This window comes from Dietzia sp. 2505 (genome assembly GCF_040546785.1).
Classification (GTDB): domain Bacteria; phylum Actinomycetota; class Actinomycetes; order Mycobacteriales; family Mycobacteriaceae; genus Dietzia.
Window position 1 is genome coordinate 517,217 of record NZ_JBEPON010000001.1, and the last position, 23,198, is coordinate 540,414.

The 23,198-nt window shown below is 70.6% G+C and carries 20 protein-coding genes and 2 tRNA genes; 13 read left to right on the plus strand and 9 right to left on the minus strand.

Going from position 1 to position 23,198, the window contains the following annotated elements; genetic code table 11:
* Positions 1-57 precede the first annotated feature (57 nt).
* Positions 58-495 (minus strand): Fur family transcriptional regulator, encoded by a 438-nt coding sequence (locus ABIE38_RS02325; protein WP_354053829.1) that lies wholly within the window; start codon positions 493-495, stop codon positions 58-60.
* A gap of 3 nt (positions 496-498) precedes the next feature.
* Positions 499-870 carry an ArsR/SmtB family transcription factor gene (locus ABIE38_RS02330; protein ID WP_179524973.1) on the minus strand — a complete coding sequence of 124 codons (372 nt, stop codon included), beginning with the start codon at positions 868-870 and terminating at the stop codon, positions 499-501.
* A 180-nt stretch (positions 871-1,050) separates the two neighbouring features.
* Here ABIE38_RS02330 and ABIE38_RS02335 point away from each other — a divergent pair, with 180 nt between their 5' ends.
* The 3 genes from ABIE38_RS02335 (at position 1,051) to ABIE38_RS02345 (ending at position 4,449) form a co-directional block, all read left to right on the plus strand.
* A complete protein-coding gene (locus tag ABIE38_RS02335) occupies positions 1,051-2,439 on the plus strand; it encodes a glycine--tRNA ligase (RefSeq protein ID WP_354053830.1) in 1,389 nt (462 codons plus the stop codon).
* 53 nt (positions 2,440-2,492) lie between these two features.
* Positions 2,493-3,110, plus strand: a complete 618-nt coding sequence (locus ABIE38_RS02340; RefSeq protein ID WP_354054070.1) for a YdcF family protein — start codon at positions 2,493-2,495, stop codon at positions 3,108-3,110.
* Positions 3,111-3,186: 76 nt separating this feature from the next.
* Positions 3,187-4,449, plus strand: a complete 1,263-nt coding sequence (locus ABIE38_RS02345; protein ID WP_354053831.1) for a deoxyguanosinetriphosphate triphosphohydrolase — start codon at positions 3,187-3,189, stop codon at positions 4,447-4,449.
* A gap of 13 nt (positions 4,450-4,462) precedes the next feature.
* Here ABIE38_RS02345 and ABIE38_RS02350 read toward each other — a convergent pair whose 3' ends face one another.
* Together ABIE38_RS02350 and ABIE38_RS02355 are read right to left on the minus strand one after the other, a co-directional pair.
* The gene (locus ABIE38_RS02350; protein ID WP_354053832.1) at positions 4,463-5,803 is read right to left on the minus strand and encodes a serine hydrolase domain-containing protein; all 1,341 of its coding nucleotides are present in this window, start codon (positions 5,801-5,803) and stop codon (positions 4,463-4,465) included.
* Between the two features lie 5 nt (positions 5,804-5,808).
* Positions 5,809-7,869 carry a TPM domain-containing protein gene (locus ABIE38_RS02355; RefSeq protein WP_354053833.1) on the minus strand — a complete coding sequence of 687 codons (2,061 nt, stop codon included), beginning with the start codon at positions 7,867-7,869 and terminating at the stop codon, positions 5,809-5,811.
* A 68-nt stretch (positions 7,870-7,937) separates the two neighbouring features.
* Between ABIE38_RS02355 and dnaG the strand changes: the two genes are divergently transcribed.
* From dnaG to ABIE38_RS02370, 3 genes are all read left to right on the plus strand, one after another.
* Positions 7,938-9,944, plus strand: a complete 2,007-nt coding sequence (gene dnaG, locus ABIE38_RS02360) for a DNA primase (protein ID WP_354053834.1) — start codon at positions 7,938-7,940, stop codon at positions 9,942-9,944.
* A gap of 175 nt (positions 9,945-10,119) precedes the next feature.
* Positions 10,120-11,229 carry an Ig-like domain-containing protein gene (locus ABIE38_RS02365; protein WP_354053835.1) on the plus strand — a complete coding sequence of 370 codons (1,110 nt, stop codon included), beginning with the start codon at positions 10,120-10,122 and terminating at the stop codon, positions 11,227-11,229.
* Between the two features lie 100 nt (positions 11,230-11,329).
* Positions 11,330-11,402: transfer RNA gene (locus ABIE38_RS02370), tRNA-Asn, on the plus strand.
* A gap of 52 nt (positions 11,403-11,454) precedes the next feature.
* On the opposite strand, the gene ABIE38_RS02375 is transcribed toward ABIE38_RS02370, so the two are convergent.
* Positions 11,455-11,877, minus strand: coding sequence for a nuclear transport factor 2 family protein (locus ABIE38_RS02375; RefSeq protein WP_354053836.1), 423 nt, complete (start codon positions 11,875-11,877; stop codon positions 11,455-11,457).
* A gap of 58 nt (positions 11,878-11,935) precedes the next feature.
* On the opposite strand from ABIE38_RS02375, the gene ABIE38_RS02380 reads away from it, so the two are divergent.
* From ABIE38_RS02380 to ABIE38_RS02390, 3 genes are all read left to right on the plus strand, one after another.
* On the plus strand, positions 11,936-13,321 hold the full coding sequence (locus tag ABIE38_RS02380) for a carboxylesterase/lipase family protein (protein ID WP_354053837.1): 1,386 nt from the start codon (positions 11,936-11,938) through the stop codon (positions 13,319-13,321).
* A 55-nt stretch (positions 13,322-13,376) separates the two neighbouring features.
* Positions 13,377-13,450 (plus strand) — tRNA-Ile (locus tag ABIE38_RS02385).
* A gap of 88 nt (positions 13,451-13,538) precedes the next feature.
* Positions 13,539-14,471 (plus strand): EamA family transporter, encoded by a 933-nt coding sequence (locus ABIE38_RS02390; protein WP_354053838.1) that lies wholly within the window; start codon positions 13,539-13,541, stop codon positions 14,469-14,471.
* Positions 14,472-14,543: 72 nt separating this feature from the next.
* On the opposite strand, the gene ABIE38_RS02395 is transcribed toward ABIE38_RS02390, so the two are convergent.
* Complete coding sequence (locus ABIE38_RS02395; RefSeq protein ID WP_354053839.1) at positions 14,544-15,653, minus strand: alpha/beta hydrolase; 1,110 nt, start codon at positions 15,651-15,653, stop codon at positions 14,544-14,546.
* Positions 15,654-15,712: 59 nt separating this feature from the next.
* On the opposite strand from ABIE38_RS02395, the gene ABIE38_RS02400 reads away from it, so the two are divergent.
* The 4 genes from ABIE38_RS02400 to ABIE38_RS02415 all read left to right on the plus strand — a co-directional run bounded on the left by ABIE38_RS02400 (position 15,713) and on the right by ABIE38_RS02415 (position 19,924).
* The gene (locus tag ABIE38_RS02400) at positions 15,713-16,675 is read left to right on the plus strand and encodes an ABC transporter ATP-binding protein (protein ID WP_354053840.1); all 963 of its coding nucleotides are present in this window, start codon (positions 15,713-15,715) and stop codon (positions 16,673-16,675) included.
* Positions 16,672-18,252, plus strand: coding sequence for an ABC transporter permease (locus ABIE38_RS02405; protein ID WP_354053841.1), 1,581 nt, complete (start codon positions 16,672-16,674; stop codon positions 18,250-18,252). The genes ABIE38_RS02400 and ABIE38_RS02405 overlap by 4 nt, the downstream gene beginning before the upstream one ends.
* A gap of 82 nt (positions 18,253-18,334) precedes the next feature.
* Positions 18,335-19,210 carry a serine hydrolase domain-containing protein gene (locus tag ABIE38_RS02410; protein ID WP_354053842.1) on the plus strand — a complete coding sequence of 292 codons (876 nt, stop codon included), beginning with the start codon at positions 18,335-18,337 and terminating at the stop codon, positions 19,208-19,210.
* A gap of 204 nt (positions 19,211-19,414) precedes the next feature.
* On the plus strand, positions 19,415-19,924 hold the full coding sequence (locus ABIE38_RS02415; protein ID WP_354053843.1) for a DUF3145 domain-containing protein: 510 nt from the start codon (positions 19,415-19,417) through the stop codon (positions 19,922-19,924).
* Between the two features lie 181 nt (positions 19,925-20,105).
* Here ABIE38_RS02415 and ABIE38_RS02420 read toward each other — a convergent pair whose 3' ends face one another.
* The 3 genes from ABIE38_RS02420 to ABIE38_RS02430 form a co-directional block, all read right to left on the minus strand.
* A complete protein-coding gene (locus ABIE38_RS02420; protein ID WP_182636993.1) occupies positions 20,106-21,542 on the minus strand; it encodes an acyl-CoA carboxylase subunit beta in 1,437 nt (478 codons plus the stop codon).
* Between the two features lie 258 nt (positions 21,543-21,800).
* Entirely contained in the window at positions 21,801-22,052 is a 252-nt protein-coding gene (gene acpM / locus ABIE38_RS02425; protein WP_095719155.1) for a meromycolate extension acyl carrier protein AcpM, read from the minus strand.
* Positions 22,053-22,156: 104 nt separating this feature from the next.
* Positions 22,157-23,083 (minus strand): ACP S-malonyltransferase, encoded by a 927-nt coding sequence (locus ABIE38_RS02430; RefSeq protein ID WP_179524988.1) that lies wholly within the window; start codon positions 23,081-23,083, stop codon positions 22,157-22,159.
* Between the last annotated feature and the right edge of the window lie 115 nt (positions 23,084-23,198).

Here is a 23,198-nt window from a genome sequence, read left to right on the forward strand (position 1 = left end):
CGTGAGCAGGATCGACCGATAGATGCAGGGGCGCCGCATCCGCGGGCGGACCCCGAGTCAGTCCGCCCGGCCCGTCGGCTCGCCCCTCCCCGCGGCGACGCACGCCGCGCAGAGGCCGAACAGCTCGACGGTGTGGGTCACCTCGGTGAAGCCGTGGGCCCCGCCGGCACGGTGCGCCCACGTCTCGACCCCCGGCTCTTCGACCTCCACAGTGAAGCCACACACCCGACACACCAGGTGGTGATGGTGCGAATCGGAGCACTTCCGGAAGATCAACTCCCCGGAGTCGGTGCGCAGCACGTCCACCGCACCGGCGTCGGACATCGACTGCAGGGTCCGGTAGACGGTGGTCAGCCCTATCGCGTCGCCGCGTTCGCGGAGCTCGGCGTGGAGGTCCTGGGCCGAACGGAACCCCTTGGACTCGTCGAGCAGCGCGGAGATGGCACTGCGCTGACGGGTCGAACGCACGCCGATCGACTTGTCTGGTGTGTCCACCTCCTACTCCTCCCCGGCGTGCCCGACGGCCGCCTCGACGATGTGCAACAGATGGTCGTCGAGAAGCTCGTAGCGGATCTCGCGTCCCCGGCGGTGTGCGGAGACGACGTTGGACGACTTGAGCACCCGCAGATGCTGACTCACCAGCGGTTGCGCGACCTCGAGGGCGTCCACCAGCTCGTGGACGCAGCGCGGCCCCTCGCGGAGTTGAAGCACTATCGCGATCCGCAACGGCGCCGACAGCGCACGGAGCAACTCGCCCGCGGCCGAGACCACGTGCTGCGGTGGCAGCGGCACGGGGGCGGCGTGGGAGCCGGGATCGTGGATCTCCGCGGCAGACCCGGCGTCGGCCGGGGACTCGGGTCCGGATGCCATTGGTTGCAACCTTCCGGGCGCGGTGGGGACCGGCGCCGTGTCGGGTGGGGGACCCCAGTATCCCAGACCGCCGGGGTGGACCGGATACCCTGGTGAGAAGTGCCGCGGGCGCCGGCCCGCGCCGAGGCCGTCCACCCCGACACCTCCGCCAACCGACTCACCAAAGGGAGAACCCCCGACGTGGCATCCTCAGCGTCCGTCATCGACACAGTCGTCAACCTCTGCAAGCGCCGGGGACTGGTGTACCAGTGTGGCGAGATCTACGGCGGAACCCGTTCGGCGTGGGACTACGGTCCGCTCGGAGTGGAGCTCAAGGACAACATCAAGAAGCAGTGGTGGCGGAACTTCGTCACCGGCCGCGAGGACGTCGTGGGCCTGGATTCCTCGATCATCCTGCCCCGCAAGGTGTGGGAGGCCTCGGGCCACGTCGACACCTTCACCGACCCGCTGGTGGAGTCTCTCCACACCCACAAGCGCTACCGCGCCGACCACCTCATCGAGGCCTACGTCGCCAAGCACGGGCGCGAACCGGCCAACGGACTCGCGGACATCAACGACCCCGTCACGGGCCAGCCCGGCTCATGGACCGAGCCGCAGTTGTTCTCCGGCCTGATGAAGACCTACCTCGGCCCGGTCGACGACAAGGAGGGCCTGCACTACCTCCGGCCCGAGACCGCCCAGGGCATCTTCGTCAACTACAAGAACGTCATGACCACCGCCCGGCGCAAGCCGCCGTTCGGGATCGGCCAGATCGGTAAGGCGTTCCGAAACGAGATCACCCCCGGCAACTTCATCTTCCGGACCCGCGAGTTCGAGCAGATGGAGATCGAGTTCTTCACCAAGCCCGACGAGGCGGACGAGTGGTTCAAGCGGTGGGTCGAGGACTGCTGGGACTGGTTCGTGGACCTGGGGATCGACCCGGCGAACATGCGCCGCTTCGACGTCCCGGACGACGAGCGTGCCCACTACTCGGCCGGCACGATCGACTTCGAGTACAAGTTCGGTTTCTCCGGCAACCCCTGGGGCGAGCTGATGGGCGTGGCCAACCGCACGGATTACGACCTCACCCAGCACCAGACCCACTCCGGCGAGGACCTGCAGTACCGCGACCAGGCCTCGGGCGAGAAGTACGTGCCCTACGTCATCGAGCCGAGCTTCGGCCTGACCCGGTCGCTGATGGCGTTCCTCATCGACGCCTACACCGAGGACGAGGCCCCCAACTCCAAGGGCGGCGTCGACACCCGCACCGTCCTCAAGCTCGATCGTCGCCTCTCGCCGTTCAAGGCGGCCGTGCTGCCGCTCTCGCGGAACGCCGACCTCTCGCCCAAGGCGCGGGACCTGGCCGCGCAGCTGCGTAAGAGCTGGAACGTGGACTTCGACGACGCGCAGGCGATCGGCCGGCGCTACCGCCGCCACGACGAGATCGGCACCCCGTTCTGCATCACCGTGGACTTCGACACCCTCGAGGACCAGGCCGTGACCATCCGTGAGCGGGACACCATGGAGCAGGAGCGGGTGGCCATCGACCAGGTCGAGGGGTACCTCGCGCAGCGGCTCATCGGCTGCTGACCCGGCGCTGGCACACTGGTCGGGTGAACAGATCCCGGTCCCCGCTGCGGGCGGTGTCCAGGGCCATCGGATGGCTCCTGGTCACCGCGCTGGTGCTGTGTCTCGTCGTCCCCGGTTTCATCGCGTTCCGTGTGTGGCACGTCGCGCGGGTGGACGACCGCACGGCGGCGGACGCGATCGTCGTCCTGGGTGCGGCCCAGTACGACGGCGTCCCAACCCCGGTGTTCCAGTCCCGACTCGACCACGCCGCCACCCTGTACGAGGAGGGAGTCGCCCCCCAGATCATCACGGTCGGTGGCAACCAGCCGGGTGACCGATTCACGGAGGCCGGTGCGGGTCGCGCCTATCTGGCCACGCTGGGGGTGCCGCCCACCGCGATCCTGGCGGTCGAGACCGGGTCCAACACGGTCGGCAGCCTGGACGCCGTGGCGCTGACCGTGCGTGACCAGGGGGGCGGTTCCGTGGTGCTGGTCAGCGACCCCACGCACTCGTATCGGGCGCGGATGATGGCCCGGGACGCAGGACTGGACGCGTGGACCTCGCCGACCCGACAGGGTCCCGCCGTCTGGACCCGGGAGAACCAGGTCCTGAGCATCATCCGCGAGACCGGCGCGGTGCTCTGGTACCAGTACCACCGGATCGCCGGAACGGACGTGGACTTCCCGGGCTGACCCGCAGCAGCCACCACCGGCCCGGGGCGGACCGGGACGACGACGACGGGGCGCACTCGCCCGACAGGAGACGCGCATGACGGGGTACGCGTACGACGCCGCAGACGCCGAGCGCCGGGTGGGTGAGGGACCCTCCCGGGCGCGGGGGACGGCCAGTGAGCGCAGCCCCTTCGAGAGGGATCGCGCGCGGGTCCTGCACTCGGCGGCACTCAGGCGGCTCGCCGACAAGACGCAGGTGGTCGGACCCGGGGACGGGGACACCCCACGGACCCGTCTCACCCATTCCCTCGAGGTCGCCCAGATCTCTCGCAGCATCGCCGCCGGGCTCGGCTGCGACCCCGACCTCGCCGACCTGGCGGGGTTGAGCCACGACATCGGGCACCCGCCCTACGGTCACAACGGTGAGCGCGCCCTCGACGAGGTCGCGAGAGGGTTCGGGGGATACGAGGGCAACGCCCAGACGATCAGGATCCTGACGCGGCTGGAACCCAAGGTCGTCGACGCTGACGGGCGCGGGGTCGGACTGGATCTCACCCGCGCCGCGTTGGACGCGGCCACCAAATACCCGTGGTTGCCGCGGGAGGGCACCCGGAAGTTCGGCGCCTATCCCGATGACGCGGACACCCTCGCCTGGATCCGCGTGGGTGCGCCCGGGGACACCCGGTGCCTGGAGGCGCAGATCATGGACTTCTCCGACGACGTCGCCTATTCAGTCCACGACGTGGAGGACGCGATCGTGGCCGGCAGGCTGGACCTGCGGTCGCTCACCGACCCGTCGGAGGTCGCGGCGCTGGCCGAGCTGGGCGCGCGTGAGTTCCGAGGGCCCGACGCGGACCAGCTGCGCGAGGCGGCCGGGCGGCTCGGTGCGCTCGACGCGGTCCGCGCCGTCCAGCCGTTCGAGGAGACCTTCGCGGGAGCGGTCGCCCTCAAGGCGCTGACCAGCGAGTTGGTCGGGCGGTTCGTCATGCCCGCCATCCACACCACCCGCGAGGTGCACGGTGAGATGCCGCACGGGCGGTACAGCGCCGCGCTCGAGGTGCCCCTGCACGTGGAGGCAGAGGTCGTGATGCTCAAGACCATGGCCGTGCGGTACGTGATGAGCGACCCGGGACACCGGGCCCGGCAGGACCGTCAACGCGACCGCATCCACCGGGTGGCCGAGTACCTCGCGCACTCGGCGCCGGCCGGACTCGACCCGGTCCTCCGTCCGCTGTGGGACGAGGCCCCGGATGACGCGGCGCGAATGCGCGTGATCGTGGACCAGGTGGCCCTCTACACCGAGAGCCGGCTCGAGCGGATCGACCGGGCGAGCGCCGGCATCCAGGCGGCCTGGGGCTGAACGGGCAGCCGGGTCACCCCACGGCCCGGGTGAGGTCGCCCACCAGGTCCTCGATGCCGAGCGCGCCGATGGACCCGCCGGGGGAGAACCCGGTCCGCACCACCACGAGGTCGGCGGACGGGACCACCAGAATGTACTGCCCGTCGTGCCCCGAGGCCCAGTAGGCATCCGCCGGAATCCCGGGCAGGCGCAGCGGGGAGCCGTCACCCGCGTCGTTGATCCACCACTGCGCACCGTAGGGCTCGGGCTCCCCGCCGGCCGGGACGACGCTCGTCGCGTAGTCCATCCATCCGGCGGGGAGTAGGCGGCGACCGTCGACCTGGCCGTCATCCAGCGTGAACTGCCCGAACCGCGCCCAGTCCCGCGGCGTGGCCCACAGGTACGAGCTGCACACCGACCGACCGGAGGCGTCGGCCTCGAGGACCGCGCTGGTCATCCCGAGCGGTCCGAACAGCAGTTGATCGGCCATTTCGGGCCCGAGGCCGGTGCGCTCGTGCAGCAGGTCGCACACGATGTTGGTCGTGCCGGACGAGTACTGGCGGACCGTCCCGGGGTCGTGGGCGAGCGGTTGGGCGGCGGCGAAGGCGGCCATGTCCGGCTCGGCGAACAGCATCTGCGTGATGGGGGTGCCGAGGTCGTAGTCCTCGTCCCACTCCAGCCCCGAGGTCATGCGCAGCAGGTCGTCGAGGGAGATCTGTGCCCGCTCGTCGGTCCACTCGGGGCGCAGGCCCGTGTCCGCCGGGTCGAGGTCGGCGGCCGGGAACTCCTGCTGTGCCCGCCCGACCAGGGTGGACGCCACGCTCTTGGCCATGGACCACCCGAGCTGCCGGGTGTCCGGCCCGAAGCCGTCGGCGTACCACTCGTCCAGTAGCTCGCCACGGTGGACCGCGACGAGTCCTCGCGTGCCCTCGACGCCGGCGGCCCGGTCGAGTGCCGCACCGACCTCGGCCGGGACGTCGGTGGCATGAGGCAGCCCGATGCCCTCCGGGCGATCCTCCGCCGGTCGGACGAGAGAGCTGTACTCGGAACCCTCGGCGCGGTCATCGCCCACCGCGCAGCCGTACTCGGAGGCCCAGGCCTGCTGGGCGAAGGCGACGCCCAGGACGGAGGAACGCGCCCACCCCTCGGAGTCGTCGATCTCCGTGCGCAGCAACGGCACCAGCGGGTTGGGCGGCAGATCGGACTCCGGGTCGTCACGATCTGTGAGGAAGTGGATCGCGCAGGCGTTGTGCGCGGCATATCCGGTACCGGTCATCAGCATCGGCCGGTACCAGGTGCCCACGGCCACCACCGCCGCGACCAGCAGAGCCAGGACGATCAGTATGGCAACGACGATCTTCCGACGACGGGTCATGGCGCTCAGAACCGCCCGCCCGCGCCGCCGCCGCCGAAGCCACCTCCGCCGAACCCGCCGCCGAAGCCACCACCCCCGCCGCCGAAGCCGCCGCCTCCGAACCCGCGGGAGGACCCGAAGCCGGAGCTGCCGCCGCGGAGCATGCCCTGGATCAACGCGCCGGCGACCATGCCGCCGACCATCGCACCGGTGTTGGACCCTCCCCGGCCACGACCGCCGTAACCGCCCCGGCCGCCGTAACCGCCGGTGTACTGCTGCCGCGAGGCGTCGTTCTGGGCGTGCCGCAGGGCCTCACGGGCCAGTTTGAGGGCGCGGTCGGCCGCGGGGAACGCCGCCGGCCCGGCGGTGGCCTCGGCCGTGGCCAATGACTGCTTGGCCGCGGCGAGTCGCGTCCTCGCGGCCTGTCCGATCACGTAGGAGCGGCTACCGATGTAGTCGTCCGCCTCGCGTACCGCGCCGCGGGCCCGGGTGAGGGCGGCCTGGCGCGCGGCCCGGGCGCGGTGGGCGGTCTCGGCCTCGTGCCCGGCGGCGGCGAGCGCCTCGTCGAGATCACGGTCCACGTCCACCAGCTCGGAGAAGGTCCCCAGCGGGTCGGTCTCGCCGTCGCGACGGGCCCGGTCGAGGGCGTCGCGTGCGGCGGAGGCCGCGTCGGTCAGGCTCTGGCCACTCCGGCCGAGGTCCGGAGACCGCAGGAGCCGGGCGGCCTGGCCCAGTTCCTCGTCGACCTCGGCGATCAGAGCACCGAGGTCGCGGCGGGCGGCGGCGATGTCGTCCGCGGCGTGGTCCACGCCGTCGACCAGTTTCTCGGCGCGCGACAGTTCTTCCTCGGCCGAGCTGATGGCGTCCACGGCCTCGGCCTGTTCGCCGACCGGTCGGGCGAGGGCGGTGCGGGCGCGAGAGGTCTCGGCCTCGGCGGCGGTCAGCAGCTCATCGGCGATCGTCAGGTTGTCCTCGATCGAGGCGAGCACGGCCGCGGGGAACCGGGATCGCAGGTCCGCCATGGACTGCTCGGCATCGGGGATGCGGGCGCGCAGGGTGACCGCGCGCCGGGTCAGGGCGTCGACCGAGGCGGCGCCGTTGATCAGCAGGTCGCGCATCTCGGCGAACGCCGTGGACTGGCCCTCGAGCACGCGTTCGGCACGTTCGGCCCGGGCGGCCACCTCGAGCAGCATCGCCCGGCGCTGGTCCGGGGTCTCGGGGATGTCGTCGTCGAGCCGCTGGATCAGCGAGTGCGCGGCCGCGACCTCCCCTCGGGCGGAATCGAGGGCGGAGCGGAACGGGCGTGTCCGCAGCTCACCGAACTCCCCGGCGGCGGTCTCGAGCGCCGTCGTGGAGGTGTCCACGGCCTGGTCGGCCTCGACCAGTCCGGCCCTGGCGCGGGCGTCGAGGACGTCCACAGGCAGCGCCGACATCCGGGCCGTGTCATCACCGGGGATCTCGCGGGCGGATTCGGCCTGCCTGGCCGTGCGGGTGGACCGTCGCCGGCGGGTGATCAGCAGGACCGCGGCCACCACGGCGATGATCACCGCGATGATCGCCAGCAGGGCCCCGCCGGAGAGCCCGGAGCCCGACCCCTGTCGTTCGAGCCCGTCGGCCGCGCCGATCGCCGCGCCGGCCCAGTCGTCGACCGCCAGTCGCGGCTCGATGTCCCGGTCGGCGATCCGCTGGTCCGCGGCCTGGTCGGCGGACTCGAACCAGTACCCGCGGTCCTGGACCGCCACTGCGAGCAGCACGTCGGAGGCCCCCAGGTCGGACAGTCGGGCGGTCTCCTGCGCCCACTGCTGGACCGGCACGCCGTCGAAGCTGTCGACGTAGGTCACCCAGAGCTGGATGTTGTCGGTCGACCGGAGTTCGGCGAGCCGGCTCTCCACGGCGGCGGTGTCCCCGCCCAGTACGCCCGCGGAGTCCGTGACCTGCTGCTGCAGCCGGGACGGCGGTTCCGCGGAGGCGGGGGGCGCCGCCCACCCGGCCAGGCTGACGAGGAACGCCGACACGAGCGCGACGGCCGCCACCGTGCGGGACCGTGGGCTCCGGACGGCGTAGGGGCGGGGTGGGGGTGCGATCATGCGGCCAGCGTATCGGCCCGGCGCAGGGGGCACGCCGGTCTCCTGCCCGGGCGGTTACTCTGGGCGGCATGGCAGGGCGGATTCCGGAGCAGGACATCGCCGCGATCCGCGAACGCACTCGCATCGAGGAGGTCGTCGGCGAGTACGTCGCGCTCAAACCAGGCGGCGCGGATTCGATGAAGGGGCTGTCCCCGTTCAAGGACGAGAAGACGCCCTCGTTCCACGTGCGGCCGCAGCACGGTTATTTCCACTGCTTCTCCACCGGTGAGGGCGGCGACGTGTTCGCCTTCCTCATGAAGATGGAGCACATCAGCTTCGTCGAGGCGGTGGAACAGCTCGCGGACAGGATCGGCTACCGCATCTCCTATGAGGGCGGCGGGCAGGTGATCCAGCGCGACCGCGGGACCCGTTCGCGACTGGTCCAGGCCAACGCCGCCGCGCAGAAGTTCTACGCCGAGCGACTCCATCAGGACGCGGAGGCCGAGATCGCACGGGCGTTCCTCACCGACCGCGGCTTCGACCTCTCCCACGCCGAGCGTTTCGGGTGCGGGTACGCGCCGACGGGCTGGGACACGATGAGCAAGCACCTGATGCGTCAGGGTTTCGAGCCCAAGGAGCTGGAATCGGCGGGATTGTCCAAGACCAGTTCACGGGGGACGCTGATCGACCGGTTCCACCGGCGTCTGCTGTGGCCCATCCGCAATCTCGCGGGGGAGGTGATCGGGTTCGGCGCCCGCAAGCTCTTCGAGGACGACACCCTGGGCAAGTACATGAACACGCCGGAGACGATGCTCTACAAGAAGTCGCAGGTGCTCTTCGGTCTGGACCTGGCCAAGCGGGACGTCGCCTCCCAGCGCCGGGCGGTGGTCGTGGAGGGCTATACCGATGTCATGGCCATGCACGCGGCGGGCGTGACCACGGCCGTGGCCGCGTGCGGCACCGCGTTCGGTGAGGACCACCTGTCCACCCTCCGGCGGCTGATGTTGGACGACAACTACTTCCGTGGCGAGATCATCTACACCTTCGACGGCGACGAGGCCGGCAAGAAGGCCGCGATGCGGGCGTTCTCCGGGGACCAGCAGTTCTCCGGTCGCACCTTCGTGGCGGTGGCCCCCGCCGGTCAGGATCCTTGCGACATCCGGCAGAAGAAGGGCGACGCGGCCGTCCGCGACCTGATTTCGGCCAGGGTGCCGATGTTCGAGTTCGCCATCCGGTCCATGCTGGAGGAATACGATCTCGACCACGCGGAGGGCCGGGTCGAGGCGCTCCGCCAGACCGTGCCGGTGGTGGCGGACATCCGCGACTCGGCCCTGCGTGACGAGTACGCCCGCCAGCTGGCCGGCTGGGTGGGGTGGGACGATCCCGCGACCGTGCTGCGCCGCGTCCGGGAGGAGGCCCGCAAGCGGGGTCGCGCCCGGGCGGCGGCGCCCGGCCCCCGCGGGCGCGGTCCGGGTGGACCCGGAGGTGGACCCCGCCCGTTGCGGGATCGTGCCGAACGGGGTGGGGTGAGATATGACGACGACGAGGCGGGCAGCCGCGCTAAGCAGCAGGCCCCCGCACCGCCGACGGGCGTCCCCCTGCCCTCGGCGGCCGACCCGGTGCTCTGGCCGCAGCGCGAGGCGCTCAAGGCGGCACTGCAGTACCCGGGCCTGGCGGGGCCGCTCTTCGACTCGCTGCCGGGAGAGTGCTACACCCATCCCGCCTACGCCCTGATCGCGGACGCGCTGTCCGCTGCCGGGGGGTGCGCCTCCGGGAAGAGCGGCGCGAACTGGGTGTCCGAGGTGTCCAAGGGCCTCGAGGACGACGGTCTGCAGCGGCTGGTGGGCCTGATGGCGGTCGAGACGCTCCGGGTGGCCGAGGACGCGCTGCCCCGCTACGTCTCCGGCGTGCTCGCCCGCCTGCAGGAAGTGTGGGTCTCCGGCCAGATCGCCGACCTCAAGTCCAAGGTGCAGCGGATGAGTCCGGCAGCGGACCCGGAGGGGTACTCGGCGCTGTTCGGGGACCTCGTGGCGCTGGAGGAGTACCGCCGCGGACTGCTCGAGCAGGCCGTGGGTGCCACGCCCGACATCGCCTGAGCCAGAGGCGGGATGGTGGGGTGCCGGCCAGCGCGAAGGTAGCGCGGCCGTCTGCTCCCCCTAAAGGCATTGTGACAACATCTTTATTAATCCGGTACGGTTGCTACACACCCGCCGTCGATAGGTAATGCCGGCCCAGGCGCGCGGGACTCTGACTGTTCCGGATAGGTAACCCATGCCCACGTCATCAGGTCGACTCCTACTCCCCGCCGTGCTCGCCGCGTGCGGTATCTGCCTCGGGGTGTCCCCGGCGGCAACCGCGGATGGATGGGACCAGGGTCCGGTCCGGTTCAGCGCATCCGGGGACGACCAGTGTCGGGTCCATTTCACGATCATCAACCAGACGAACGGGTACTACGCTGTCGACTTCGCGGTGGACGGGGAGGAGCCGACGTCGCTGGTGGGCGTGCCGGGGGTGTGGAGCCAGACCGGGGTGTCCGTCCGGTCCAGGTTCTCCTTCGACAGCGTCGCGTTTGACATCACCCGGGTCGTGGGGCGTCTGGGGGTGCAGAACTCGGCGCCGGCGCCCCCCGTCTTCGCCCCGGGAACGGCCCCCTACGTCACGGACCGGGACCCGATCACCACCACCAGAACGGTGGATCTGCTCGATCAGCCACGTCTGCCGAACCGGGCCTCCGACACGCACACCGTCACCTACCAGGTCGTGGTCGGTCCCCAGTCCGTGGACAAGGGTTTCGATCCCGCCGCGGGTCAGTTCGCCCTGCTCGAGACCGAGGTGTCCGGGTGCCAGACCGAGACCGTCTCGACGCTCACCGCGCCGCCGACCGCGGTCGCGGGAACACCGGTCGATCTCACCGTGCAGGTCGCACCCGCGGCGGCCGCCGGCACGGTCCAGTTCTTCGCCGACGACGAGCCGATCGGTGCCCCGGTGGGCGTCACCGGCGCATCCGCGACCCTGCCGCATGTCTTCTCCGAGCTCGGCGACCGCGTCATCACCGCGACGTTCACTCCGGCACCTGTCGCAGACGACTCCACGGACACCCCGTTCGCGTCGTCGACGGCAGAGCCGGTGACCATCGCGGTCCAGGGTGAGCAACCGGGCACCGGATCGCTCGGCCCGGGTTCACTCAGCCCTGGTTCGCTCAGCGTCCTGTGCGGTGAGGGCGCGCACGGGTCTTCTCACGGTGGGTCCCTGGGCTCGACGGGATCGGCCTCGACGGGATCGGCCTCGACCGGGTCGCTCGGATCGGTCTGTGATTCTCCGGGGAGTGCTGGATCAGCGGTCGAGGTGGGTTCGTTGCTCGGGTCGGGGTCGTCAAGTTAGCCGGCGCGGAGTGGCCTGAGCTGGCGATTTGGTTCGTTGGCCGCCCTCGCACTAAGGTGAGTTCTCGGTGTCCGACGTGCTCGTCGGTCGCCGGAAGCAATCCCCCATAGCTCAATTGGCAGAGCATTCGACTGTTAATCGAAGGGTTTCTGGTTCGAGTCCAGATGGGGGAGCAATGGGTCAGGCCAGAGGGATCTCTCCTCTGGCCTGATCGGCATTTCGGGGTCAGCCGGGCTGGAGGGTTCGGAAGTCGCCGCGGTCGAAGTCGACGCGGAACCTCCTGGAGTCGATCCGCCAGCCCGCCGGCGTCCTGGTCCACAGGTCGGAGTACTCGCCGAAGCACTCGTAGCTCAGCCCGGCCTGATCACCCGTCCCGAGGTGGAGCACCCGCGCGTACGTCAGGCTCCTCGCCCGGACCTCGTCTCCGTCGAGCGCGAGGTGCACCCTGTGGTTGCCCAGCAGATGCTGGGAGGGGCCACACCCGCCGAGGTGTTCCCGCACCGTCCGGACGATCTGCTCCCGACCGGCCGCCCCGTACCCGGTCGCGGATTCGGTGAACAGCTCTCCGAGTCCGGCCCAGTCGCGGGTGTCCAGAGCAGTGGCGATGTCTGCCAGCCGCTCGATGATCTGGTCCCTGTCACTCGTCATCCCTCTTTCGTAGCAGGGATCGCCGGGAGATCTCAGTCATCGTCGTTAACCTGGCGCCATGTCCGACGTCGCCGTCACCCTCTCGACCGGCCGCGTCCGCGGCACCGACCTCGGTGATGTCCACCGCTTCTACGGGATCCCGTACGCCGAGGACCCGGTCGGTGACCTGCGGTTCGCCGCCCCGGTCCGTAGAGGGCCATGGGACGGGGTCCGTGATGCGACCAGACCAGCCGCCACCGCCCAGAGGCTGAGGTTCGACCCGGACCCGGCGATCCCCGAGCCGATCGTCGCGGGCACCGACATCCTGCACGTGGACGTGTGGGCGCCGGCGGAGGGTGGCGACCACCCGGTGATGGTGTGGATCCACGGAGGCGGGTGGGAATCAGGCTCCTCACACCAGCCGTGGTTCGACGGGTCGACCTTCGCTCGCCGAGGGATCGTCGTGGTCTCGGTGGGCTACCGCCTCGGTGTCGAGGGCTTCACGCCGTTCCCCGACGCCCCGGACAACCGAGGGATGCTCGACTGGATCACCGCCCTCGAGTGGGTCCGGGACGAGATCGCCGTGTTCGGCGGGGACCCCGACAGGGTGACGGTCACCGGGCAGTCGGCCGGCGGGGGAGCGGTGCTGTGTCTGCTGGGTTCCCCGCCGGCGGCAGGGCTGTTCCACGGGGCGATCGCAGCGTCTCCGGCGGTCCTGAGGGCCCCGGCGACCCGCCCACCCAAGGGGGTCACCGCGGAGGGGCTGGCGGCCGGGGGGCGTGGCGCCGTGGACGAGTTCCATCGGCGCCTACGGCGGGAGAACCAGTTCACGCTCCCGTTCCGGCCGGTGGTCGGAGGCGAGACCCTACCGATCCCTCCCCTCGAGGCGGTCGCCGCAGGCCCGTCGACGAGTGTCCCGCTGCTGGTCGGCTCCACCGCGACGGAGTTCGAGGCTGTCTCGGACAAGCTCCCGGGCCCCGCGCTGGTGCCGGGGGCGGCGTTCATGGCGTTGTCGCAGCAACTTCCGAGGCAGGGGCTCAGGGCGTTGGCCCGGCAGTCGAACGGCCGGTCTCTGCGACGGAGCGTGGGCGCGGTGATCGACGCGGCCGCGATCCATTCCACGGTGGCCCGGGCCGCCGAGACGCGGGTGGCCGCCGGCGACCCGACCTGGGTGTACGACTTCTGCTGGACAGGAGGAAATGGGCCCAGGCACTGCGCGGACCTGCCCTTCTTCTGGGCCGTGCCGGACGGGGAGAACGTGGAACGCTATCTCGGCGCCCCGGCGCCGAGGGGTCTGGTCGAGGCGATGCACGACTCGTGGGCCGGATTAGTGATCGACGGCGATCCGGGTCATCCCGCCTACGAGTCACCCGAGCGGTTGGTCATGGCGTGGGACGACCCGCCCTCGCAGGTCGCCGACGGGCTCTCGGCAGTGCGTGCCGTCTGGTGGCCGGAGGACCGGTGAGGGGTCTTGCTACGATTGCGCGGCACGTGCCGGTGGATGTTCCCGGCGCGTGCGGGGGGCTATAGCTCAGTTGGTTAGAGCCGCGGACTCATAATCCGCTGGTCGCGGGTTCGAGCCCCGCTGGCCCCACCGGGAGGGGCGCCCGCTCCCTGGTCGGGCCGCCGAGGCCCGGTGATCCTCCACCCACAGCGCACCGGAGACTTATAGGTTTCCTCCCATGGACCGGACGGGGGGCATGGGCGATACCGCGCGCGGGGTCGGCGCCGTGGTCCTGGCGTCCGGCCTGTTCGGCGGTATCTTCTACCTCTCCGGGGTGATCGACGCCTCGGCCGAGGTGGTCTTCGGGTGGCGGATCGTCGTGACCTTCGCCTGCTACAGCCTCGTGTTGCTCGTCCCCCCGGGCCGCGCGATGGCGCGTGACTCCTGGGCGACCCTCACGCGGGAGTGGTGGACTCCGCTGGTGTTCGGGCTGCTGTGCGCACTGGTCGGGGTGCAGCTCTGGTTGTTCTCCTGGGCACCGCTGCACGGCCACGCTCTGGATGCGTCGCTCGGGTTCCTGCTCCTACCGCTGGCCCTGGTGATCGGCAGCCGGGCCGTCCTCAAGTCAGAGGTGTCGACCTGGCAGTGGGTGGCAGTGGGGATCGCCGCCGTCGCCGTCGCCGTCAACATCGCGGTGTCGCCGAGCCTGTCCTGGGTGACGTTCGTGATCTGCACGGGGTACCCGATCTACTTCGTCGTGCGCCGCCGTGTCGGCATGGACAAGCCGATGGCGTTCGGGTTGGAGGTGGCGGCGCTCAGTCCCCTCGGCGTGTGGCTGATCGTCTCGGGGGCCCGGCACCCGACCTCGGTCACCGGGATTCTCGCGCTCGTCTCGGTGGGCATCTCCGGGGCCGCCGCGATGGCGGCGTACCTGGCGGCCGCCAGGTTGCTCTCACTGCCTCTGTTCGGCCTTCTCGGCTATCTCGAGCCGCTCCTTCTCGTCGCCGTGGCGTTCGTGCTCGGCGAGAGGATCCGGGGCGTCGACACCATCACCTTCGGGCTGCTCGGTCTGGCCTTGGCTCTGCTCGCGGCCGAAGGCTACCGCGCGGCGCGACGGGATCGACGCCCCCGGGTGGCATCGGGATCAGGGACCCGTCGCGCCACCCGCTGAGGAGGGTCGCCCGGGACGCGGAGTCGGAGGAGTCGCGACACAGTCCCCGGGCACGGTCCTCGGGGACGGGGATCAGTACGCGAGTCCCATCCGAAGCGCGCCCACCGCCTCCGACAGCGCGGCGCGCGCGAGCGGCGTGGCGCCGACGGCGTTGACGAACGGGTGGACCATCGTGGAATGCCGACGGAGCGAGACCTTGACCCCCGCATCGGCCATCTTCCGCGCGTACGCCTCGCCCTCGTCGCGCAGCGGGTCGAAACCGCCGGTGGCGACGTGCGCCGGAGGCAGGCCGGAGAAGTCCTCGGCCAACAGCGGGGAGGCGCGCGGGTCGAGACGGTCGGCGTCGGAGCGCAGGTAGGTGGTCTCGTAGAAGTCCATGTTCCTGCCGGTGAGGAAGAAGCCCTCGCCGAACAGTTCGAACGAGCGGCTCCGCGCCGACATGTTGGTCGCGGGGACGAACAGCAGCTGGAAGTCGGGGGTCTCCTCGCCGGCGTCGCGGGTCTGTTGACACACCACCGCCGCCAGGTTGCCCCCCGCGCTGTCCCCACCCACCGCGATGCGCGTCGGGTCGACCCCGAGGGACTCGGCGTTGTCCCGCACGTAGCGGAACGAGGCCAGGGCGTCCTCGGCCGCGGTGGGGAAGAGGAACTCGGGGGCCAGACGATAGTCCACACTGAGGACCTTGAGACCGCCCATCCGGGCGATGTACCGGCAGGTCGCATCGTGGGAGTCGATGCTCCCGAGCACCCACCCGCCGCCGTGGAAGAACACGAGCATCGGTAGCGCTTCGTCGCCGTGGACGGGGGAGTACAGGCGGGCGGGCAGGTCGGCGCGGGTGGTCTCGTCGTCGGGATGGCCGGCGCCGGCGAGCGGGAGGACGAGGTCGTCGACGACGGCGAGCTCGATCCGGTTCCCCGAGACGGTGTACGCCGACCGCTCGACGGTCTCGCGCGCCTTCTCGAGCGGCATGTCCTCGTACTCGCCCTCGGACAGCAGGGACATCACCCTGACCCCGGCCTGGAAATGCGGGTCCAGCACCTGGCCGTCGATCCGCCGGGGCGCGCCGCCGGCCAGCTGGATCATCGGGCCGGGGAGAGAACCCGAGGCGGTCATGGCCGCCTTGGTGAGGCGGTCGGCGATCGAGGGGCGAAAGGTCCTGTGTCCGGACATCGGTGAGCGCATTGCCACATTGTGCAGAGGATGGAGAGGATGATCGTGGAGAATCGACGAAGGGACTGGTCATGCGTTCAGATTCGGACCCGGTGGTGCATGTTGAGGGCCTGGTCAAGACGTTCGGTGCCACCCGGGCGCTCGACGGCCTGGACCTGGAGGTCCGCCGCGGCGAGGTACACGGCTTCCTGGGGCCCAACGGTTCCGTGAAATCCACCACCATCAGGATCCTGCTGGGTCTGATGCGATCCGATTCGGGACGGGTGACCCTGTTCGGACGGGACCCGTGGCGGGACGCGGTCGACCTCCACTCCAGGTTGGCGTACGTCCCGGGGGAGGTGACGCTGTGGCCGCGCCTGACCGGGGGCCAGTGCATCGACATCCTGGGACGAGCGCTGGGGGGACTGGACCCGGCACGCCGGGACCAGCTGATCGAACGCTTCCGCCTGGACCCCACCAAGCGCACCCGTGACTACTCCAAGGGGAACCGGCAGAAGGTCTCGCTCGTCGCGGCCCTGGCGTCCGGCGCCGAACTGCTCGTGTTGGACGAGCCCACCTCAGGTCTGGATCCGCTGATGGAGCAGGTGTTCCAGGGCTGCGTCCGCGAGGCCATCGACGGAGGTTCCACCGTGCTGCTCTCCAGCCACATCATGGGTGAGGTCGAGGCGCTGGCCGATCGGGTGAGCATCATCCGCGACGGCCGCACGATCAGCTCGGGCACCCTGGGCGACCTGCGCCGCCACACCACCACGGAGGTCCACGCCGTCACCGACACCGATCCCCGCGCGCTGGAGACCGTCGGCGGGGTCGATGGTCTGCGGTGGGAGCGTTCCGGGGACGGGCGGTTCGACGTCCGCTGCCATGTGCCCGCCGAGCGGCTCGCCGAGGTCATGGGGATCCTGCACTCGGCCGGGATACACACCCTCACCGCCACCCCGCCCAGTCTGGACGACCTCTTCCTCTCCGCCTACTCGGGCGCGGGGGCCGCACAGGGACCTACAGAGACGGGCACGACCCCCGGCGGGTTACGGTGAACTCCGCATTCGCCGGCACCGGCCTACTGGCCCGGATCGACCTGCGGACGGGGTGGCGGTCCGCCGCCGCGTGGGTCCTCGGCCTGGTCGCGCTGTATCTGCTCACCGGCGTCTCGATAGCGGCCCTGTACGACACCCCGGAGAAGCTCGCGACCTACTCCGCGTCGCTGGGCGAGGCGATGGTGATGCTCAACGGACGTATAGCGGGGCTCGACACCCTGGGCGGGGTCATGATGAACGAGTTCGCGTTCATCGCCTCCTTCGCGATCCCGATCATGGCGATCGCACTGACCGCTCGGTCCACCCGCCGGGAGGAGGAGACCGGCAGGACAGAACTCCTCCTGTCCGCCCGGACTGGTCGGCTCGCCCCGGTCACCGCAGCCCTCGTCGTCGTCGCCGGTGTCTTCCTCCTCCTCGGCGCCGGGATCTGGGCCTCGACGCTCGTCATCCCGGTCGACCGGGCCGGGGCCGCGCTCTACGCCGCCTCGATCGTCGCCACCGGGTGGGTGTACGCCGCGGCCACCGCGGTGCTCGCGCAGGTGGTGGCCCACAACCGCACCGTGTGGGCGGCCGGCATGACCCTGGCCGGACTCACCCTCGTCCTGCGGGGGATAGGGGACACCAACGAGAACTGGGTGAGCTGGACCTCCCCCCTGGGGTGGCACGGGTTGGTCCGCCCGTTCGGTGACCCTTCAGCACTCCCGCTGATCGTGGCCGTGGTGGCGGCCGGAGTCCTGTCCGCCGCCGCCCTGTGGCTCTCCGGTCGCCGCGACGTGGGCGCCGGTTTGGTACCGGCACGCGCGGGGTCGGCCACGGCGTCGAGGTGGCGGGCGTCCGAGCTCGGCGTGGCGGTGCACCAGCACCTCGGTGCGTTCATCGGATGGACGGTCGGCGTCGTGGCGCTCATGACCATGTACGGCGCCCTGATGAACGTCGTGGTCGAGGCGATCATGTCCAACCCCGCCCTCGCGGCCTTCCTGGTCGAGTCCCCGGCCCTCGTCGACTCCCTCGTTCAGATGCTCGTGGTGTTCGTCGGGATCCTCGGCGCGGGGTTCGCCCTCCAGACCCTCGGCGGACTGCGGGGGGAGGAGACCTCGGGACGGTGGGAACTCGAACTCGCGGCCGGACGCTCGAGATGGGCACTGTTGGCCCTGCACACCGCTGTGGTCGCTGTGGGTGCCGTCCTGGTCGTGGTGGCGGGTTCCGCGGCCTTCGCGCTGGCCACCTCCGTCGCCCTCGACGACCCGGATTCGATGGGGCGCATCGTCGCGGCCGGGTCCTGGCAGATCCCGGCCACGCTCGTGTTCGTCGGTGTGTCGGTGGCCCTGTTCGGGTTGCTGCCCCGCATGCAGGCACTGGCCTGGGCGCTGTTCGCCGTCTCCGCGGTCGTCACGTTCATGGGCCCCACCCTGCGACTCACCGAGTCCCAGATGCGCCTGTCACCGTTCGGTGCGGTGGGGCGGGCGCCCGTCGGGCCGGTCGACACTGTCGGGGTGGCGGTGCTGCTGGTCCTGGCGGTCGCCCTGGTGGGCGCGGGGTTGGTCGGGTTCCGTCGGCGGGACGTGCCGCGGACGTGACCGCGGAGCTGACACACTGACCACACAGTTGTAGACGATCCGGCCGACGACGGCCCGATCTGACATCACCCGGGAGGAACACATGTCGGACGAGTTCGATCGAGACCGGTTGGACGCAGCCCTGGCGGTCGTCGAGGACTGGCCGGTGGAGAACGTCTCGGCAGCGGTCGTCGGTCCGGAGGGGCTCCTGGCCGTCCGTGGCGACGAGGCCCGCGTCTACCGTCTCGCCTCGGTGACCAAACCGATAGTCGCCGTGGCCGCGCTACTCGCGGTCGAGGAGGAGGCGATCTCCCTCGACGACCCCGCCGGCCCCGAGGGCTCGACCGTCCGCCACCTCCTGGCCCACGCATCCGGTCTCGACTTCAGTGATCGCGGGAAGGTCCGTGCCGGGCCGGGGGAGCGACGCATCTACTCTTCGGCAGGCTTCGAGGTACTCGCGGACCACATCGCCGAGGCCACCGGGATCGCCTTCCCCGACTACCTCGCCGAGGCCGTGTGTCAGCCGCTCGGGATGGGATCGACGGTGCTCGAGGGCTCGGCCGGCCACGGCGCGTCGGCCAGCCTCGCCGACCTGATCGCCTTTGCGACCGAACTCGTGGCACCGCGGCTCCTGGCGCCCGAGACACTGGAGGAGGCGGTGAACGAGCAGTTCCGTGGCCTCGACGGCGTCGTGCCCGGATACGGCATGCACAAACCGTGTCCATGGGGTCTGGGGTTCGAGATCCGGGAGGCCAAGTATCCCCACTGGACCGGCCAGCACAACTCGCCGTCGACGTTCGGGCATTTCGGTCAGTCGGGCACGTTGTTGTGGGTGCAGCCCGAGATCGAGACGGCGCTGGTGGTGCTCACCGACCGCGACTTCGGGGACTGGGCCAAGCCACTGTGGCCGGAGCTGTCGGACCGGGTGGTGGACGCCGCCACCCGTCGCAGCCGCCCGGAGGACTCCCTCGGGGGCTGACCCACCCTCCTCGCCGACACGCCGCCGGGGACTCACACCGGCGGGATTACGGTGCTGTAACTTTGCTGAGAATGCAGAAGTGTCGCTGGTGTAATTCGTTCACTTGAGGCACAGTTGTCTACTACAACCACATACGAATCATCGTTCACACGATATCGCGAGGTCGTTGGGGAAGACGTCCCTCAGTGAGTCGGGAGTGAAGCGATGTCTGATCTGAACCATTTCGCGGATACGACGACCGGCGTGGTGTTCATCCACGCCGCGCCTACCGCGTTGTGCCCTCACGTCGAGTGGGCTCTCGCGAGCACCCTCGACGCGTCCTCTGCCATGCGTTGGGAGGACCAGCCGGCCCAGCCGGGCGCCCGCAAGGCGATCGTGGACTGGATCGGTCCGGTCGGCACCGGTGCTCGCCTGGCCGATTCGCTGGCCAAGTGGTCGATGCTGGCCTTCGAGGTCACCGAGGACCCGAGCGACCTCGTCGACGGCGAACGCTTCTCCCACACCCCGGAACTCGGGATGTGGCGCGGCCAGACCGGCGCGAGCGGGGACGTGGTGATCGGGGAGAACAGGCTCCGGCACCTCATGGCCGCCGGCCCCGCCGCGTTCCACGCCTCGGTGGAGGCCGAGCTCGGCACCGCATGGGACCGCGCACTGGAGCCGCTCCGCGGTCACCCCGCCGCTGCCGAGGTCACCTGGCTCTCCCGCGTCGGCTGACGAGCGCTTTCAGGCCGGTCCCGGTTGGCGATTAGCGACTCACGACGACTCGCCGACGAACGCCCGCACCCTCTCGGGGTGCGGGCGTTCTCGCTCCCACGAAGCAAGCACCACGCCCGCCCCCGATAGAGCTGGGGACGGGCGTCGGGCGTCTGCGTGGGTCGAGTGGAACGCCCTCAGATCACAGCGGGATGTTCTTGTGCTGGCCCCGCACGTGGGAAGCGGCGTCCAGTGCCTCGGCGAGGCGCCGACGCGTGTCGGTGGGTTCGATGACCTCGTCGACGACGCCGATGGAGACCGCCCGGCCGACGCCCCCCGCGATCGCGGCATGCTCGTCGGCCAGCCGCTCGTGCAGGGCCTCGCGCTCGTCCTCCGGCGCGGCTGCAAGCGTGCGCTTGTGCAGGATTCCCACCGCAGCCTTGGCGCCCATCACGGCCACCTCGGCATCGGGCCACGCGAACACGGCGGAGGCGCCCAGCGCGCGCGAGTTCATGGCGATGTAGGCCCCGCCGTAGATCTTGCGGGTGACGAGGGTGACGCGGGCGACGGACGCCTCTGCGAAGGCGTGCAAGAGCTTGGCGCCACGCCGGACGACGCCCTCCCACTCCTGGGAGACCCCGGGGAGGTAACCGGGGACGTCGACCACGACGAGCAGCGGTACGCCGAAGGCATTGCACAGCCGGACGAACCTGGACGCCTTCTCGGCCGACTCGGAGTTGAGGCAACCGCCCAGGCGGAGCGGGTTGTTGGCGATCACGCCGACCGTGCGACCCGACATCCTGCCGAAGCCCACCACGATGCTGGGCGCCCACTTGGCCTGGAGTTCCTCGAAGGTCGTGCTTCCGTCCAGTTCGGACGAGTCGAGGATGCCGTGGACGAGGGGACGGACGTCGTAGGCCCGCTTGGGTGACTCCGGGAGCAACCCCGCGAGATCAGTGTGGTCGCCCTCGAGTGCGCGGAGATCGAACTCACCCTGCGCGGACAGGAGGTTCACCAGCCGCCTCGCACGGTGCAGTGCGTCCCGCTCGTCAGAGGCGGCGATGTGACACACACCGGACTTGCGGTGGTGGACGTCCTGGCCGCCGAGTCCCTCCATGTCCACCTGTTCTCCGGTGACGGAGCGGACCACGTCGGGCCCGGTGACGAAGATCTTGCCTGCCGGCGCCATGATCACGACGTCCGTGAGCGCGGGGCCGTACGCGGCACCACCGGCGGCGGGCCCGAGCACGACCGAGATCTGCGGCACGTGGCCCGAGGCGCGCACCATGGCCTCGAAGACGAGGCCGACCGCATGGAGCGCCTCGACGCCCTCGGCGAGTCGTGCCCCTCCCGAGTGCCACACGCCCACGACGGGCAGGTGCTCGTCGATGGCGGTGTCGATCGCGTGGACGATGTGACGGCATCCGTCCAGGCCCATCGCGCCGCCCATGACGGTGGCGTCGGTGGCGTAGGCGATCGTGGGTTCGCCGTCGATCAGTCCCCGCGCGGCGAGCGCGCCCGACGCATCGGGTTCCGTGAGGAATTCCAGAGATGCCGGATCGAAGAGGTTCTCGAGCCGGGCGACGGGGTCGCGCGGGTCGATCTGGGTGTTCTGGTCCACGGTGCTCGTGATGGTCATCGAATGCAGTCCTTTCCGCGACGCACCTCCCGGATGGGAGAGTGCGCTCCTTATGGACCCCCGGACTGGCTGGTGTGGGGGAGGCGAGCGATCCGGGACCCCCGTCCCTGATCGCGCCTACCGCCCGACACCCCGCGTGACGCGGGGTGCTCTCGTGTGTCGGGTCCCGGGCGTGGGGTGGGGACGCGGGCTCGTCTGGTGCACCGACCGCACCTTCGGCCCTGAACGCGTCCCCGCCCCGTGCTCCGGGACGTAGTGTCAGCTCTGGTCGATCTTCTGGATGTAGTCGACCGCATCCTGCACAGTACGCAACTTGGCGAGGTCCTCGTCCGGGATCTCCACCCCGTAGCGGTCCTCCGTCTGGACCGCGATCTCCACCATGGAGAGCGAATCGATGTCCAGATCGTCCACGAAGGACTTCTCCGGGGTCACCTCGGAGGGCTCGATTCCGGTGACCTCCTCGACGATCTCCGCAAGTCCGGAGATGATCTCGGCCTCGGTGCGTGCCATGTGGCGTCCTTTCTGGTGATGTCGTCGCGCCCGGTCGGGCACGGCGTGGTCGTCGAGACGCGACCGCCGGGCGAGGCCGGCGACCGCGGGTTCGTGGGGGTGGTCTACGCGCCGCTGAGAGCGGGGACGGCGTCGAGCGCGTCCTCCAGATCCTCGGGCGTGGTGACGCCGTGCCGGGGCACCTCGCGCATCATGCGCTTGGCCAGGCCGACGAGTGCTCCGGACGGTGGGAGTTCGACGAACGCGTCGACGCCGAGCTTGAGCATGGTCTGCGTGCACAGGTCCCAGCGGACCGGATGGGTGATCTGCGAGATCACGCGGTCGACGGCGTCCCGGCCCGAGGTGACGACCATGCCGTCGGCGTTCGAGAGCAGGGTCAGCTCGGGATCCCGGACCTCGATCGTGTCCGCGAGGGCGCGGAACCTCTCGACGGCCGATCCCATGTGTCGGGTGTGGAACGCCCCGGCCACGTCGAGGCGGCGCAGGCGGGCGCGACTCGGCGGGTTCTGCTCGAGCGCGTCGCACGCCTCGAGCGGCCCGGCGGCCACGATCTGCCCGGCGCCGTTGCGGTTGGCCGGTTCCAACCCGGCGTTCTCCAGGGCGAGGAGGACGTCTGCCTCGACCCCTCCCAGGACGGCGATCATCCCGGTCGGGCGGTCAGCGCAGGCCCGCGACATCGCGGCGCCGCGGACCGACGCCAGCCGGAGCGCGTCCGCCTCCGAGACCACACCGGCGATCGCGAGTGCCGCGACCTCACCGATGGAGTGTCCGGCGACGATCGTGTCGGCAGGCACCTGGCCCCGACGACGGAGTTCTGCGGTTCCCAGCAACGCGGAGGCGACCACCAGCGGTTGGGTCACCGCGGTGTCGGTGATCTCCTGCAGGGTCGCGGTGGTGCCCAGGCGCTCGAGATCGAGCCCGCTCGAGGCGGACCACTCGTCGAGGCGGGCCGAGGCGCCGGGTAGCTCGAGCCATGGCGCGAGCATTCCGGCTTTCTGGGACCCTTGTCCGGGGGCGGTGAGGCAAAGCACGAGTATCAGACAACACGTGTTGCCCTCCCTCGGATGATGTTCTCGTAGCCAGAAACACCGGCCGGATTTTGTGGGGTTCCCACAAATGCGGTGTTGAGTGGGCGAACATCTCTGT